The following is a 13,634-nucleotide window of genomic DNA, read 5'->3' as shown; positions in this document are numbered from 1 at the left end:
TCAGGTATCCAGTAACGTACGGGCAACGGCCTGCAGTTTACGGGTGAGCGGCCCGGCCGGCCAGTCGAGGTTGAGCGCACCGAAGGTGCGCACAGGCCAAATTCCATACACGCTATTGCAGACGAACACTTCATCGGCCGTCTCCAGATCGGCTTGCACGAGGTCAGCTGTTCGGACCTCGATACCCAGCGCCGAGGCTTCGTCCAGCAGCGCAGCGCGCATGACGCCTGCCACGCCGCAGCGGCTCAGGTCGGCGGTCAGCAGCACGCCATCGCGGACCAGGAACAGATTACTGTAGACCCCTTCGATCAGGTGCCCTTGCACATCACGCATCAAACCCTCGGCGCAGGCAGGGTCCTGCCATTCGGCGCGAGCCATTACCTGCTCCAGACGATTGAGGTGCTTGAGCCCGGCCAGCAGCGGCTGCTGCGCAAGACGGGTCTGGCAGTCGAACAGCCCGATCCCCTGCTCCGCGTTGGCCACGGGATAAGCAGGCATTGGACTGCTCTGAAGAATGCGTCGGGCCACAGCTTCGGAGGCGGGCGCATAGCCGCGCTGGCTATCACCGCGAGTGACGATCAGTTTGGCTACGCCTTCACCGAGCTGGCTGGCGTAGCGCAGCAACTCGTCGCGAACACACGCATGATCAATATCGATCGCAAGCCGCTGACAACCCTGCTTGAGTCGATCGAGATGTCGCGACAGCAGGCTGGGCCTGCCGCCGCGCACGGCGATAGTCTCGAACAGACCATCGCCGTAGGCCAGGCCGCGGTTCTGCAGGTTGACTGCAGTCGCCGGCTGGCCATCGATCCAGCTGTGCATCAATCGGCGAACCGGCGGAATACCAGCGATCCGTTGGTACCGCCAAAGCCGAAGGAATTGGACAGCACGACATCGATCGGCATGCTGCGCGCCTGGTGCGGCACGAAGTCCAGGTCGCAACCTTCGTCCGGCTCGTCCAGGTTGATGGTCGGCGGCGCCATCTGGCTGTTGATCGCCAACACGCTGAAGATCGCCTCTACCGCACCGGCAGCCCCAAGCAGGTGACCGGTCATCGATTTGGTCGAGCTGACGGCCAGCTTGTAGGCGTGCTCGCCGAACACACGCTTGATGGCCGCCACTTCGGCGATATCGCCAGCGGGGGTCGAGGTGCCGTGGGCGTTGATGTAGCTGACGTCTTCAGGCTTCACACCCGCATCGCGCAGGGCGTTGACCATGCAGCGTGCAGCGCCGTCGCCGGTATCCGGTGGCGACGTCATGTGGAACGCGTCCCCGCTCATGCCGAAACCGACCAGTTCGGCATAGATGGTCGCGCCACGTGCCTTGGCATGTTCAAGCTCCTCCAGTACCAGGGCGCCGGCACCATCGGACAATACGAAACCATCACGCCCCTTGTCCCACGGACGGCTGGCACGGGATGGCTCGTCATTGCGAGTCGAAAGTGCCCGCGAGGCGCCGAAACCGCCCATGCCCAGGCCGCACGCGGCCATTTCCGCGCCACCGGCGATCATCACGTCAGCCTCGCCATAAGCGATATTGCGTGCGGCCATGCCGATACAGTGAGTACCGGTGGTGCACGCCGTGGAGATCGCATAGTTGGGGCCCTGCAGACCCAGATGGATCGAAAGGAAGCCGGAGATCATGTTGATGATCGAGCCCGGCACGAAGAATGGCGAAATCCGGCGCGGCCCTTGCTCGTGCAGGGTACGGCTGGTGTCTTCGATATTGGTCAGGCCACCGATCCCCGAGCCCATGGCCACGCCGATGCGCTCGCGGTTGGCGTCGGTCACTTCCAGGCCAGCATTGCGCACCGCCTGGAAACCGGCCGCCAGGCCGTACTGGATGAACAGGTCAAGCTTGCGAGCTTCCTTGGCCGACAGGTACTGCTCGACCTCGAAGCCCTTCACCGAGCCGCCAAAACGGGTGGAGTAGGCACTCAGGTCCGTGTGTTCGATCGGACCGATGCCACTGCGGCCAGCCAGAATGCCCTGCCAGGTGCTTGGTACATCAGTACCCAGTGGCGACAGCATACCCATACCGGTGACCACGACGCGTCTACGCGACACAGCACTCTCCTTTTCTAATAACAGAGTCTCTTGCGATTGCACTCAGCACGGCCGAATGAAATGGCAACAGGCTCTCGATTGCCCGGTGAATGACGCCAATGGCTCGCAAAGAAAAAACCGCACGCCGGCAAAGGCAGTGCGGTTTTTCCCGACAAGAAGCGTCGACTGAAACGTCTTAGGCCTTGTGGCTGTTGACGTAGTCGATTGCAGCTTGAACGGTAGTGATCTTCTCGGCTTCTTCGTCAGGGATTTCGGTCTCGAATTCCTCTTCCAGAGCCATCACCAGCTCAACGGTGTCAAGCGAATCGGCACCCAGGTCTTCAACGAAGGAAGATTCGTTCTTGACTTCCTCTTCCTTGACGCCCAGTTGCTCGGCGACGATTTTCTTGACGCGTTCTTCGATGGTGCTCATACCTAGTTTTCACTCCTAATGGACATATGTCAGGCAGCTGGCCGGTGACCAAGTTTATAGGAAGACGCCTGCTTTTCAAGCGTAACGCGCCTTCACGAGAGACACCCGGCCTGCCACCTGGAATCTGGTTGCAGCTTTATAACGGATTTTAGGCTCGCAGTATGACTGTTTTTTTAAGCAATCCGTCACATTGAGTTGCTGATGTTACATGTACATCCCGCCGTTCACTGGCACGGTAGCGCCAGTGACATAGGCTGCGCCGTCGGATGCCAGGAAGGAAACCACTTTCGCGATCTCCTCGGCCTGACCCAGGCGGCCCAGCGGAATCTGGGTCTGCAGCGCTTCACGCTGCGCCTCGGGCAGCTCGCGGGTCATGTCGGTATCGATGAAGCCCGGGGTGACCGAGTTTACAGTGATACCGCGCGAACCCACTTCACGCGCCAGGGCACGGCTGAAGCCTTCGAGGCCCGCCTTGGCAGCAGCGTAGTTGGCCTGGCCGGCGTTGCCCATGGCCCCGACGACCGAACCGATGCTGATGATACGACCCCAGCGCGCCTTGGTCATGCCACGCAGCACGCCCTTGGACAGACGGTAAAGGCTGTTGAGGTTGGTGTCGATGACATCGAACCATTCTTCATCTTTCATGCGCAGCATCAGGTTGTCGCGGGTGATACCGGCATTGTTGACCAGGATCGCCGGCGCACCGAACTGCTCGGTGATCGCGGCCAGAACGGCACTCACGGACTCTTCGCTGGTGACATTCAGCTCAAGACCGGTACCGGTGATGCCATGCTCCTTGAGGGTCTCGGCGATGCGCTGGGCACCCGAAGCGGAAGTGGCGGTACCGATTACGGTCGCGCCCTGGCGGCCCAGCTCCAGGGCGATGGCCTGGCCAATACCACGGCTGGCGCCGGTGACCAGTGCAACTTTACCTTGCAGGCTCATGCAAGTTTCTCCAGATATCAGGCCAGCGCCGCACGGGTGGCGGCGACGGCGTCAGGGGTATTGAGGTTGTAGGTGGTGACGCCATCGGCGCAACGCTTGTTCAGGCCAGCCAGGACCTTGCCCGGGCCGCACTCGACCAGGTTGACCGCACCGCGGGCCGCCAGGGTCTGCACACACTCCACCCAACGTACCGGCTGGTACAGTTGCGCCAACAGGTCGTGCTTGAGTGCGTCGAGATCGGCCGCAACGGCGGCGGTGACGTTCTGCACCACCGGAATCTGCGGGGCCTTCCACTCGATGGCGTTGACCGCTTCGGCAAAACGCTCGGCCGCCGGCTTCATCAGCGCGCAATGCGACGGCACGCTGACCGCCAATGGCAGCGCACGCTTGGCGCCCTTGGCCTTGCACAGCTCGATCGCACGATCGACCGCCGCCTTGTTACCGGCGATCACGACCTGGCCCGGGGAGTTGAAGTTGACCGCACTGACCACTTCATCCTCGGCCGCCTCGGCGCAGATGGCAACCACATCGGCATCATCCAGGCCGAGAATCGCAGCCATGGCACCGTGACCCGCAGGCACGGCCTCCTGCATCAGCTGACCACGGCGCTCGACCAGACGAACGGCGTCCTTGAGCGACAGGCTGCCAGCCGCGACCAGGGCACTGTACTCACCCAGGCTGTGACCAGAGACCAGAGCAGGTTGCGCGCCGCCCTCTTCCAGCCACAGACGCCAAAGGGCGATCGAGGCTGTCAGAATGGCCGGCTGGGTCTTGTCGGTTTGATTGAGTTGTTCTTCCGGACCTTCCTGGACCAGCTTCCACAGGTCGTAGCCCAGAGCCTCGGAAGCTTCCTTGAAGGTCTCGACGATCACCGGCTTTTCAGCACCGAGCTCGGCGAGCATGCCCAGCGACTGGGAGCCTTGACCAGGAAAGACGAATGCGAGGGATGCAGACATTGAACAAGCCCTTATGATCTTGTCGTCGGATAGGGTGCGCCCCACCAATGGCGAGGCGCGGAATCTGAAAACTTGGATGGAAACGCAGACCAAGCGGTCACATTTAACCACTTCATCGCCAATATGCCTAAAGCAACAGGTCTTCGAGACGACCATGCAGCCGCTGCGGCAGATTTTCCTGAATCTCGATCAGCGCACGCTGAATCGCACTCTGCAAACCTTGCACGCCCGCCGAGCCATGGCTCTTGATGACGATACCCTGCAAACCGAGAAAGCTTGCGCCATTGTGTCGCGCCGGCGCCAGGTCGGCCTGCAGGCGCCTGAGCAACGGCATCGCCACCGCCCCGGCTGCACGGGAAAACAGCCCCCCCTTGAACAGCGCTTCTATACGCGCCCCGATCATGCTCGCCAGCCCTTCGCTGGACTTGAGCAGGATATTGCCGACGAAGCCGTCGCACACCACCACGTCGGCCTCACCGCGATACAGACCATCGCCTTCGACAAAACCGATGTAGTTCAACCCACGGGCATTGTGCAACAGACTGGCCGCCAGCTTGACCTGCTGGTTGCCCTTGATGTCTTCGGTACCGACATTGAGCAGCGCCACGCGCGGGCGCTGGATCCCCAGCGCCTGGGCCGCCACCGATCCCATCACGGCGAACTGGTAGAGGTTCTCGGCACTGCAATCGACATTGGCACCCAGATCGAGCAACTGACAATAGCCAGCCTGGGTTGGAATCGCCGCCACCATGGCGGGGCGATCGATGCCCGGCAGCGTCTTGAGGACAAAGCGCGACAGCGCCATCAGCGCCCCGGTATTCCCGGCGCTCACACAGGCCTGCGCCTTGCCGTCGCGCACCAGCTCGAGGGCGACGCGCATCGATGAATCAGGCTTGCCGCGCAACGCCTGCGAAGGCCGCTCGTCCATGCCCACCACCTCGCTCGCCGCGACGATTTGCAGGCGCGCACGATCGGCAGCTGCAAGGCCACTGACAAGTTCTTCAAGGAGAGAGGGTTGACCGACAAGGGTCAGGTGCAGCGAGGGAGTAGCCGAAAGGCAGGCAATGCTAGCCTGGACAATGCTGCGGGGACCGAAGTCCCCGCCCATTGCGTCGATCGCGATGATCTGAGCGGACAAGGATTACTCGTCAGCGCCCTTGTCGATCACTTTGCGACCACGGTATACGCCTTCTGGCGAAACGTGGTGGCGCAGGTGTACTTCACCGGTGCTCTTCTCTACGGACAGCGCGTTTTCCGACAGGGCGTCGTGCGAACGGCGCATGTCACGGGCAGAGCGGGATTTTTTGTTCTGCTGAACAGCCATAATTGATTAACTCCTAAACGTTTGGGTCACGCTTTAACTGCGCCAAGACACTGAACGGGTTGGACCGCGATACCTCGTCCTTGCTCGATTCGGGCTCGTCTGCGCCCGCCGGCTGCTGGCATTCTTCCGGATGATGAGCAGGCACGATAGGGAGGGCGAGCAACAGCTCCTCCTCGATCAGCGCCTGCAGATCCAAAGGATCTTCGCCCAGTTCCAGCACGTCATAGCCTTTCGGCAACGACTGGGTATTCGCACCCTCCTTCACCACGGCGTAAGTACATTCGCTGTGAATCGGCAGGGTGACCAGCTCAAGACAACGCTGGCAAACCATTTTGACTTCGACGCTCAGATCGCTGTGGATAACCACAACGTGCTGCTCGTCTCGCTCAAAATCGAACTTCGCCTGCACCGTACCGACATTATCGGAAAGCGGGTCGCAGAGTCTTTCCAAATCAGCGAGTTGCAGCGAACCTTGGAGGGTTACGCCACGATCGGCCAATTTGCGCGGGTCAACGTGAGGTGGAATCGGGTCATTCAACATAGGCGCAGCATTCTAGGGATGCCCCCCGCCCCTGTCAAAGGAAATTAGGCGGCATCACGCATGTTAGAATCGGTTCAATTGCGAAGGAGTCTACCATGCTTCCCCTGCTGCTTGCTTCAAGCTCCCCCTACCGGCGCGAACTGCTCCAGCGCCTGCGCCTGCCTTTCACCTGGGCAAGCCCCGATATAGACGAAAAGCGCAACGCCGAGGAGCCTGCCACCGAACTGGTCCGTCGCCTGGCCCGACAAAAAGCCGAAGCCCTGGCAAACAGCCATCCGCAGCATCTGATCATCGGCTCGGACCAGGTCGCTGTACTGGGCGAGCAGATCCTTGGCAAGCCGCACACCTTCGAGCGCGCCTGCGAGCAATTGCTGGCCGCCAGCGGGCAGCAGGTCACCTTCCTGACCGGCCTCGCCCTGCTCAACAGCAGCACGGGACAATGCCAGGTAGACTGCATACCGTTCACCGTAACCCTGCGCGAACTGGACCGCGAACGGGTCGAGCGCTACGTGCAGGCAGAACAGCCCCTGGACTGCGCAGGAAGCTTCAAGGCGGAGGGATTGGGGGTGACACTGTTCCAGAGCACCCACGGCTGCGACGCGACGAGCCTGATCGGGCTACCGCTGATTCGCCTGGTAGACATGCTGCACGCAGAAGGTGTGCAGCTACCCTGAAAGAGGGGGCTGCCCGGCAGCCCCGCTCATGACTCAACGCAGGGATGGCCCCTGGAAGCCCATGTACATGGCCAGGCGCTCGGCGACGCTGGCACCGATACGCTTGGAGAAGCGGTCGAACGGCGATTCCTGCACCGTGAAGTCCACCAACTCTTTCTCGCCGACGATGTCACGCGCCACGTAGCTGGCACTGCCCAGTCCATCGATCAAACCCAGCGCCTTGGCCTGCTCGCCCGACCAGATCAGACCACTGAACAGCTCGGGGTGCTCCTTGTCTTTCAGACGCTCCCCTCGGCCCTGCTTGACCATGGCGATGAACTGATTGTGCGTGGTATCCAGCACGCCCTGCCAGAACGCAGTCTCTTCAGGCTTTTGCGGCGAGAACGGGTCGAGGAAGGCCTTATGCTCGCCAGAAGTGTAGGCACGACGCTCCACACCGAGCTTTTCCATGGTTCCGACGAAGCCGTAGCCGGCCGCAGTCACGCCAATGGATCCGACCAGGCTGGCCTTGTCGGCGTAGATCTCATCCGCCGCACTGGCGATGTAGTAGGCACCCGAGGCACCAAGGTCGGTGATCACTGCATACAGCTTGATCGCCGGATATTCAGCGCGCAGGCGACGAATCTCGTCATATACATAACCCGCCTGCACCGGACTCCCGCCCGGACTATTGATACGCATCACCACAGCCTTGGTCTTGGCGTCCTTGAACGCGTCACGCAGGCTCTTGATGATATTGTCGGCGCTGGCAGCTTCCTGGTCGGCGATCACCCCGCGCACTTCCACCAAGGCGGTATGATTGGCACTGCGCGAGGCCGTACTCTCCATGTCCATCAGCGGCGAGAACAGGAACAGGAGACCGAACAGGTAGAGGAAGGTCAGCAACTTGAAGAAAATCCCCCAGCGCCGCGCACGACGCTGCTCCTGAACACCTGCCAGGAGGGTCTTCTCGAGCAGCTTCCAGCTCTTGCGCTCTTCCTTGTCCTGCGCTGCGCCCTCGGGCTCAGGGGCTTTCCACTCGTCAGCCATGCTCACCTACCTTGGAATTGAAGCCGCGCGGGACCAGCCAGCCACTCACGCAACTGTGAAAAATGCTCGACGCACACCTGCGGCCCAAACTCGCTCAGCGCCTGCAGCGACATCGCGCCATAACCCACGGCAACCGAGTGCATGCCCGCATTGCTGGCCATCTGCAGATCGAATGCCGAATCTCCGACCATCAGCGCGCTGCCAGGTTCGACCTGGCAATGAGCGAGAATTTCCTCAAGCATCAACGGATGAGGCTTGCCGCGGGTTTCGTCAGCGGCACGAGTGATATCGAAATACCCCTCCCAGCCATTGGCCTTGAGCACCCGATCCAGCCCGCGACGCGCCTTGCCAGTGGCCACCGCCAGACGATACCCCTCACCGCGAAAGGCTTCCAGCGACTCCACCACCCCGTCGAACAGCGGTGACGGCTGCTGATCCAGCGCTGTGTAGATATCCGCGTAGTGCTGGCGGAAAACCTCGAGCTGCCGGGCGTCCAGATGCGGATAGAGCACCGAGATCGCCTCGCTCAGGGCCAGACCAATGATGCCCTTGACCGCGGCGTCGGCACTGGGCGCCTCGCCAGCACGCTCGGCAGCGGCGTTCATCGCCTCGACAATGCGCCCGATGGAGTCGGCCAAAGTGCCATCCCAATCGAAGATCAGCAGCTCGTAGGGTTTGCTCATGACAGGTCAGGTCGCACTCAGGCGCTCCACGGTCTTGGCCCACATCTCGTCCACCGGCGCCTCGAGCTTCAATTCGCCACCATCCGGCAGGGGCACGGTCAACGCATAAGCGTGGAGGAACAGGCGTTTACCCCCCAGATCACGAATTTCGCGACTGAAGTCTTCATCGCCGTACTTGCTGTCACCAGCGATCATGTGCCCGGCATGAAGCGTGTGCACACGGATCTGGTGGGTGCGACCAGTAATCGGTCGCGCCTCGACCATCGTGGCGAACTCACCGAAGCGGCGCAGCACACGGAAAAGCGTCAACGCCTCCTTGCCCTCTTCGTCTACCTCGACCATGCGCTCTCCCGAGCGCAGGTTGCTTTTCTGCAGGGGCGCATTGACCTGTTTCTTCGAGGTTGGCCAGTGCCCGCGCACCAAAGCCATGTAGCGCTTGTCGACGCCATCGCCGCGCAGGGCTGCGTGCAGGTGACGCAGCATGCTGCGTTTCTTGGCGATCATCAGCAGCCCCGAAGTGTCGCGGTCCAGTCGGTGCACCAGTTCGAGCTCCTTGGCATCCGGACGCAACTGACGCAGCGCCTCGATCACCCCGAAACTCAGGCCACTGCCGCCGTGCACGGCGATACCGGCAGGCTTGTTCATCACGATCAGCGCCTTGTCTTCGTAGACGATCGCCGCTTCCAGCCGCTGCAACAACCCCTGCGCCACGGGAGCAGGCTCGTCGCGCTCGGGCAATCGGACAGGCGGCACGCGCACGATGTCACCAGCCTGCAGCTTGTATTCGGGCTTGATGCGCCCCTTGTTCACCCGCACCTCTCCCTTGCGCAGGATGCGATAGACCAGGGTCTTGGGCACGCCCTTGAGGGCCGTGATGAGGAAGTTGTCGATGCGTTGGCCGGCAAGTTCCGGCGCGACTTCGATCAGCTGAACGCCGGAAGTCGGGGGATTATTGGTCGTCATTGCTGGATCATAACAATTTTTTATGGAATTGAAGCACTTAATGATTACTGCTATAGTCGCGAACGCCGCCAAAAGCGGTAGGTCAGTACCGCACGGTTTCGAACCGGCCCTGACCAACGCAATTCTCGAGGACGCGAGGCCGTCCGACGGGGTTTTCGCCAGTTTACCGAAATGCCTGGAATCGCCACCAGCGCCGAGCAGAGAAGAACGAAAAAAAACGACAAGTGCGGTGTTTCACCTCTCTCCTGTTCTTTTTCGCATGCCCCTGCCCCGCCTCGTCGCTTCCGTGCAGCGCCTGGCGAATGCTTCGGAAATACCTGCCTTGGACATGAATGGCGCCAGCCCAGAATCTGCGCTGGCGAAAAATGCAACCCGTTGCGGATTCAGCGCGCGGCAGCACCCGAATTATCAGGGATACGTGCAGGGTGGAGATGTACAGCCCGGACCGTACAGCACGGCCGGCCACCGGCCCACTGTAATGGCCCGGCGAGCGGAACCGGTGTTTGCAGATGCCCCAGAGGCGTCCACGGCCCTCGGCTGATTCCTCCTCCTGACTGAGTGCGATAGGCACCGCAGCAAACAGGACGCGTCGTCGCGACAACGGCAGGCTGGGCAACCGGCTGGTGCCGAACGTCGTTTGACACGGGGGTGGCACGCTACCCTTTGCGCACCTTGGCACCGACCATGAGAAGTCGTGTGTGCCGAACGCCGTTTCCGGCAGCCCGGAAACCGACGGTACAACATGAAAAGAATGCTGATTAACGCGACTCAACCCGAAGAGTTGCGTGTAGCCCTGGTGGATGGCCAACGCCTCTACGACCTGGATATCGAATCCGGCGCGCGTGAGCAGAAAAAGGCCAACATCTACAAAGGCAAGATCACCCGCATCGAACCCAGCCTCGAAGCCGCCTTCGTCGACTTCGGCTCCGAACGTCACGGCTTCCTGCCGCTGAAGGAAATCTCCCGCGAGTACTTCAAGAAGTCCCCTGAAGGTCGGGTGAACATCAAGGAAGTGCTGAGCGAAGGCCAGGAAGTCATCGTTCAGGTCGAAAAGGAAGAACGTGGCAACAAGGGCGCAGCCCTGACCACCTTCATCAGCCTCGCCGGCCGCTACCTGGTACTGATGCCCAACAACCCACGCGCTGGCGGCATTTCCCGTCGCATCGAAGGCGAAGAGCGTAACGAGCTGCGCGAAGCCCTCAACGGCCTGACCGTTCCCGGCGACATGGGCCTGATCGTGCGCACTGCAGGCCTGGGCCGCAGCAGCGAAGAGATGCAGTGGGACCTCGACTACCTGCTGCAGCTCTGGACCGCCATCAAGGAAGCCTCCCAGGACCGCGTCGCGCCTTTCCTGATCTACCAGGAAAGCAATGTCATCATCCGCGCCATTCGCGACTACCTGCGCCAGGACATCGGCGAAGTACTGATCGACAGCATCGACGCCCAGGAAGAAGCCCTGACCTTCATCCGCCAGGTGATGCCGCAGTACGCCAGCAAGGTCAAGCTGTACGAAGACAGCGTCCCGCTGTTCAACCGTTTCCAGATCGAAAGCCAGATCGAGACCGCGTTCCAGCGTGTGGTCGACCTGCCGTCCGGCGGTTCGATCGTCATCGACCCGACCGAAGCACTGGTCTCCATCGACATCAACTCGGCGCGCGCCACCAAAGGCAGCGACATCGAGGAAACCGCCCTGCAGACCAACCTGGAAGCGGCTGAGGAAATCGCCCGCCAGCTGCGCCTGCGTGACATCGGCGGCCTGATCGTCATCGACTTCATCGACATGACCCCGGCCAAGAACCAGCGCGCCGTCGAGGAACGCGTACGCGAATGCCTCGAAGCCGACCGCGCCCGCGTCCAGGTCGGTCGCATCTCGCGCTTCGGCCTGCTGGAGATGTCCCGCCAGCGCCTGCGTCCGTCGCTGGGCGAAAGCAGCGGCATCGTCTGCCCACGCTGCTCGGGCACCGGCATCATCCGTGACGTCGAATCCCTCTCGCTGGCGATCCTGCGCCTGATCGAGGAAGAAGCGCTGAAGGACCGTACCGCCGAGGTACGCGCACAAGTGCCGATCCCGGTAGCTGCCTTCCTGCTCAACGAGAAGCGCAACTCGATCACCAAGATCGAACTGCGCACCCGTGCGCGCATCATCATCCTGCCGAACGATCACCTGGAAACCCCGCACTTCGAAGTCCAGCGCCTGCGCGACGACAATCCGGACGTGCTGAACAACCAGTCGAGCTATGAGATCGCCACCAGCGAAGCCGAGGAAGCGCCGCAACCAACCGCTACCCGCACCCTGGTTCGCCAGGAAGCTGCAGTGAAGACCGCTCCGGCTCGTACCAACGCCCCTGAGCCGAGCGCGAGCGAAGCACAACCTGCTGCAACCGCTCCAGCGCCTGTCGCTGCGCCAGAGCCAAGCCTGTTCAAGGGCCTGGTCAAGTCGCTGGTCAGCCTGTTCGCCGGCAAGGAGGAACCTGTCGTCGCTCCGGCCGCTACTCCCGAGAAGCCAACCACCGAGCGCACCCAGCGCAACGAGGAGCGCCGCAACGGCCGTCAGCAGAGCCGCAACCGCAATGGCCGCCGCGATGAAGACCGCAAACCGCGTGAAGAGCGCAGTGAGCGCGCCCCACGCGAAGAGCGCCAGCCACGTGAAGAGCGTGCGCCACGCGAAGAGCGCGCACCTCGTGAAGAACGCGCTCAACGCGAAGAACGTGCTCCACGTCAACCGCGCGAAGACCGTCGCGGTAATCGTGAAGAACGCGTCCGCGAATTGCGCGAGCCACTGGATACCGCCCCGGCGGCCCGTGAGGAGCGTGCTCCACGCGAAGAGCGTGCACCTCGCGAAGAGCGTGCACCTCGCGAGGAACGCGTAGCCCGCGAAGAGCGCACACCACGCGAAGAACGTGCCCCACGCGAAGATCGCGCACCTCGTGAAGAGCGTCCAGCCCGTGAGGAACGCGCACCACGCGAGGAGCGTGAAGAGCGCGCACCACGTGAAGAACGCCAACCACGCCAGCCGCGCGAAGAGCGCCAGCCACGCGCCGCCGAACAGGCTGCCGAGGCAAGCGAGGAGCAACTGCCGAACGAAGAACTGCTGCAGGACGAGCAGGAAGGTGCCGATGGCGAGCGCCCTCGTCGCCGCTCCCGTGGCCAGCGTCGTCGCAGCAACCGTCGTGAGCGCCAGCGCAATGCCAATGGCGAGCTGATCGACGGCGACGAAGAAGCCGGCGAAGAGCAACAGCCACAGCAGCACAAAGCCACTGAGCTGGGTGCCGAACTGGCCGCAGGCCTGGCGGTCACCGCCGCCGTTGCCAGCAGCAATATCAGTGCCGACGCCGAGGCCCAGGCCAACGAGCAGGCCGAGCGCGCTACCGCTACCGTCGTCGAGACCGACGACCGTGAAGTAGTTCAGAGCACCGAGCCGGCAGAGGTTGTCGCCAAGGCCGAGGAAGTCGCGATCTCGCCTGTTGTCGAGCAGCCGCTCAATGAACCTGTGGCCGTGGTCGAACCCGGTATCGAGCCTGTCGTCGAAGCACCTGCACAACCACAGGCCGAAGTGGCCACAAGCGAGCCTGCGCCTGCAGTCGAAGCACCAGCCATCGAAGCACCAGCCATCGAAGCACCGGCCGTGGAAGCGGGCGAAGCAGAGAAAGCACCGGTTGCTGAAACTGTCGCAGAGCAAGCACCTGCTGCCGAAGCCGAAGTGATCGAGCCTGTCGTGGTCGAGCCAGTGGCTGTCGAGGCAGCACCGGTCGTCGCCGAAGCAGCCCCTGCCGAGGCGCCTGCGCCTGCTGCAGCCGAAGCGGCTCCTGTCGAAGAGCCGGCTGTCGCCGAAGCGACCACCATCATGCTGCCGAACGGCCGTGCGCCGAACGACCCGCGTGAAGTGCGTCGCCGCAAGCGTGAGGCTGAAGCCGCCGCTGCTGCCGCAGCCCAGGCTGCCGCCGAAGCGGCTCCGGCGCTGGAAACCACCGAGGATGAGCACAAACCTCACCACGGCTGATTCCGACAGCTGAATGAAAAACCCCCGCCAGTTCGCACTGG

13 protein-coding genes are annotated in these 13,634 nt (G+C 62.2%); 2 read left to right on the top strand and 11 right to left on the bottom strand.

Annotation, left to right across the window (positions count from 1 at the left end; genetic code table 11):
* From pabC to ACK3BK_RS07995, 8 genes are all read right to left on the bottom strand, one after another.
* Positions 1 to 822, bottom strand: coding sequence for an aminodeoxychorismate lyase (gene pabC, locus ACK3BK_RS08030; RefSeq protein WP_411384069.1), 822 nt, complete (start codon positions 820 to 822; stop codon positions 1 to 3).
* Positions 822 to 2,066 carry a beta-ketoacyl-ACP synthase II gene (gene fabF, locus ACK3BK_RS08025; RefSeq protein ID WP_186666803.1) on the bottom strand — a complete coding sequence of 415 codons (1,245 nt, stop codon included), beginning with the start codon at positions 2,064 to 2,066 and terminating at the stop codon, positions 822 to 824. The genes pabC and fabF overlap by 1 nt, the downstream gene beginning before the upstream one ends.
* A gap of 175 nt (positions 2,067 to 2,241) precedes the next feature.
* A complete protein-coding gene (gene acpP, locus ACK3BK_RS08020; protein ID WP_186666804.1) occupies positions 2,242 to 2,478 on the bottom strand; it encodes an acyl carrier protein in 237 nt (78 codons plus the stop codon).
* Between the two features lie 204 nt (positions 2,479 to 2,682).
* Positions 2,683 to 3,423 carry a 3-oxoacyl-ACP reductase FabG gene (gene fabG / locus ACK3BK_RS08015; protein ID WP_054925392.1) on the bottom strand — a complete coding sequence of 247 codons (741 nt, stop codon included), beginning with the start codon at positions 3,421 to 3,423 and terminating at the stop codon, positions 2,683 to 2,685.
* Between the two features lie 17 nt (positions 3,424 to 3,440).
* Positions 3,441 to 4,379, bottom strand: a complete 939-nt coding sequence (gene fabD / locus ACK3BK_RS08010) for an ACP S-malonyltransferase (protein WP_411384068.1) — start codon at positions 4,377 to 4,379, stop codon at positions 3,441 to 3,443.
* Positions 4,380 to 4,506: 127 nt separating this feature from the next.
* Complete coding sequence (gene plsX / locus ACK3BK_RS08005; RefSeq protein WP_186666807.1) at positions 4,507 to 5,517, bottom strand: phosphate acyltransferase PlsX; 1,011 nt, start codon at positions 5,515 to 5,517, stop codon at positions 4,507 to 4,509.
* 3 nt (positions 5,518 to 5,520) lie between these two features.
* On the bottom strand, positions 5,521 to 5,703 hold the full coding sequence (gene rpmF, locus ACK3BK_RS08000) for a 50S ribosomal protein L32 (RefSeq protein WP_008096416.1): 183 nt from the start codon (positions 5,701 to 5,703) through the stop codon (positions 5,521 to 5,523).
* Positions 5,704 to 5,716: 13 nt separating this feature from the next.
* Complete coding sequence (locus ACK3BK_RS07995) at positions 5,717 to 6,244, bottom strand: YceD family protein (protein ID WP_411384067.1); 528 nt, start codon at positions 6,242 to 6,244, stop codon at positions 5,717 to 5,719.
* Between the two features lie 95 nt (positions 6,245 to 6,339).
* Between ACK3BK_RS07995 and ACK3BK_RS07990 the strand changes: the two genes are divergently transcribed.
* Entirely contained in the window at positions 6,340 to 6,918 is a 579-nt protein-coding gene (locus ACK3BK_RS07990; protein ID WP_411384066.1) for a Maf family protein, read from the top strand.
* Between the two features lie 33 nt (positions 6,919 to 6,951).
* On the opposite strand, the gene ACK3BK_RS07985 is transcribed toward ACK3BK_RS07990, so the two are convergent.
* Genes ACK3BK_RS07985 through rluC form a run of 3 tightly spaced genes read right to left on the bottom strand, consistent with a single transcriptional unit; the run spans position 6,952 to position 9,593 of the window.
* The gene (locus ACK3BK_RS07985; RefSeq protein WP_186666809.1) at positions 6,952 to 7,947 is read right to left on the bottom strand and encodes a S49 family peptidase; all 996 of its coding nucleotides are present in this window, start codon (positions 7,945 to 7,947) and stop codon (positions 6,952 to 6,954) included.
* 2 nt (positions 7,948 to 7,949) lie between these two features.
* Positions 7,950 to 8,630 carry an HAD family hydrolase gene (locus ACK3BK_RS07980; RefSeq protein ID WP_186707961.1) on the bottom strand — a complete coding sequence of 227 codons (681 nt, stop codon included), beginning with the start codon at positions 8,628 to 8,630 and terminating at the stop codon, positions 7,950 to 7,952.
* Between the two features lie 6 nt (positions 8,631 to 8,636).
* Entirely contained in the window at positions 8,637 to 9,593 is a 957-nt protein-coding gene (gene rluC, locus ACK3BK_RS07975) for a 23S rRNA pseudouridine(955/2504/2580) synthase RluC (protein WP_186666811.1), read from the bottom strand.
* A 742-nt stretch (positions 9,594 to 10,335) separates the two neighbouring features.
* On the opposite strand from rluC, the gene rne reads away from it, so the two are divergent.
* Positions 10,336 to 13,593 carry a ribonuclease E gene (rne, locus tag ACK3BK_RS07970; protein ID WP_411384065.1) on the top strand — a complete coding sequence of 1,086 codons (3,258 nt, stop codon included), beginning with the start codon at positions 10,336 to 10,338 and terminating at the stop codon, positions 13,591 to 13,593.
* Positions 13,594 to 13,634: the final 41 nt, after the last annotated feature.

The organism is Pseudomonas sp. L7, from assembly GCF_046605565.1.
Classification (GTDB): domain Bacteria; phylum Pseudomonadota; class Gammaproteobacteria; order Pseudomonadales; family Pseudomonadaceae; genus Aquipseudomonas; species Aquipseudomonas wayambapalatensis.
Note: the sequence above shows the minus strand (reverse complement) of the source record. Positions and strands in the feature narration are given on the sequence as shown.

Excerpts from the sequence above, each read along its gene's own strand:
- pabC (WP_411384069.1), bottom strand. The coding sequence starts at position 822 with ATGCACAGCTGGATCGATGGCCAGCCGGCGACTGCAGTCAACCTGCAG.
- acpP (WP_186666804.1), bottom strand. The coding sequence starts at position 2,478 with ATGAGCACCATCGAAGAACGCGTCAAGAAAATCGTCGCCGAGCAACTG.
- fabG (WP_054925392.1), bottom strand. The coding sequence starts at position 3,423 with ATGAGCCTGCAAGGTAAAGTTGCACTGGTCACCGGCGCCAGCCGTGGT.
- fabD (WP_411384068.1), bottom strand. The coding sequence starts at position 4,379 with ATGTCTGCATCCCTCGCATTCGTCTTTCCTGGTCAAGGCTCCCAGTCG.
- rpmF (WP_008096416.1), bottom strand. The coding sequence starts at position 5,703 with ATGGCTGTTCAGCAGAACAAAAAATCCCGCTCTGCCCGTGACATGCGC.
- ACK3BK_RS07995 (WP_411384067.1), bottom strand. The coding sequence starts at position 6,244 with ATGTTGAATGACCCGATTCCACCTCACGTTGACCCGCGCAAATTGGCC.
- ACK3BK_RS07990 (WP_411384066.1), top strand. The coding sequence starts at position 6,340 with ATGCTTCCCCTGCTGCTTGCTTCAAGCTCCCCCTACCGGCGCGAACTG.
- ACK3BK_RS07985 (WP_186666809.1), bottom strand. The coding sequence starts at position 7,947 with ATGGCTGACGAGTGGAAAGCCCCTGAGCCCGAGGGCGCAGCGCAGGAC.
- ACK3BK_RS07980 (WP_186707961.1), bottom strand. The coding sequence starts at position 8,630 with ATGAGCAAACCCTACGAGCTGCTGATCTTCGATTGGGATGGCACTTTG.
- rluC (WP_186666811.1), bottom strand. The coding sequence starts at position 9,593 with ATGACGACCAATAATCCCCCGACTTCCGGCGTTCAGCTGATCGAAGTC.
- rne (WP_411384065.1), top strand. The coding sequence starts at position 10,336 with ATGAAAAGAATGCTGATTAACGCGACTCAACCCGAAGAGTTGCGTGTA.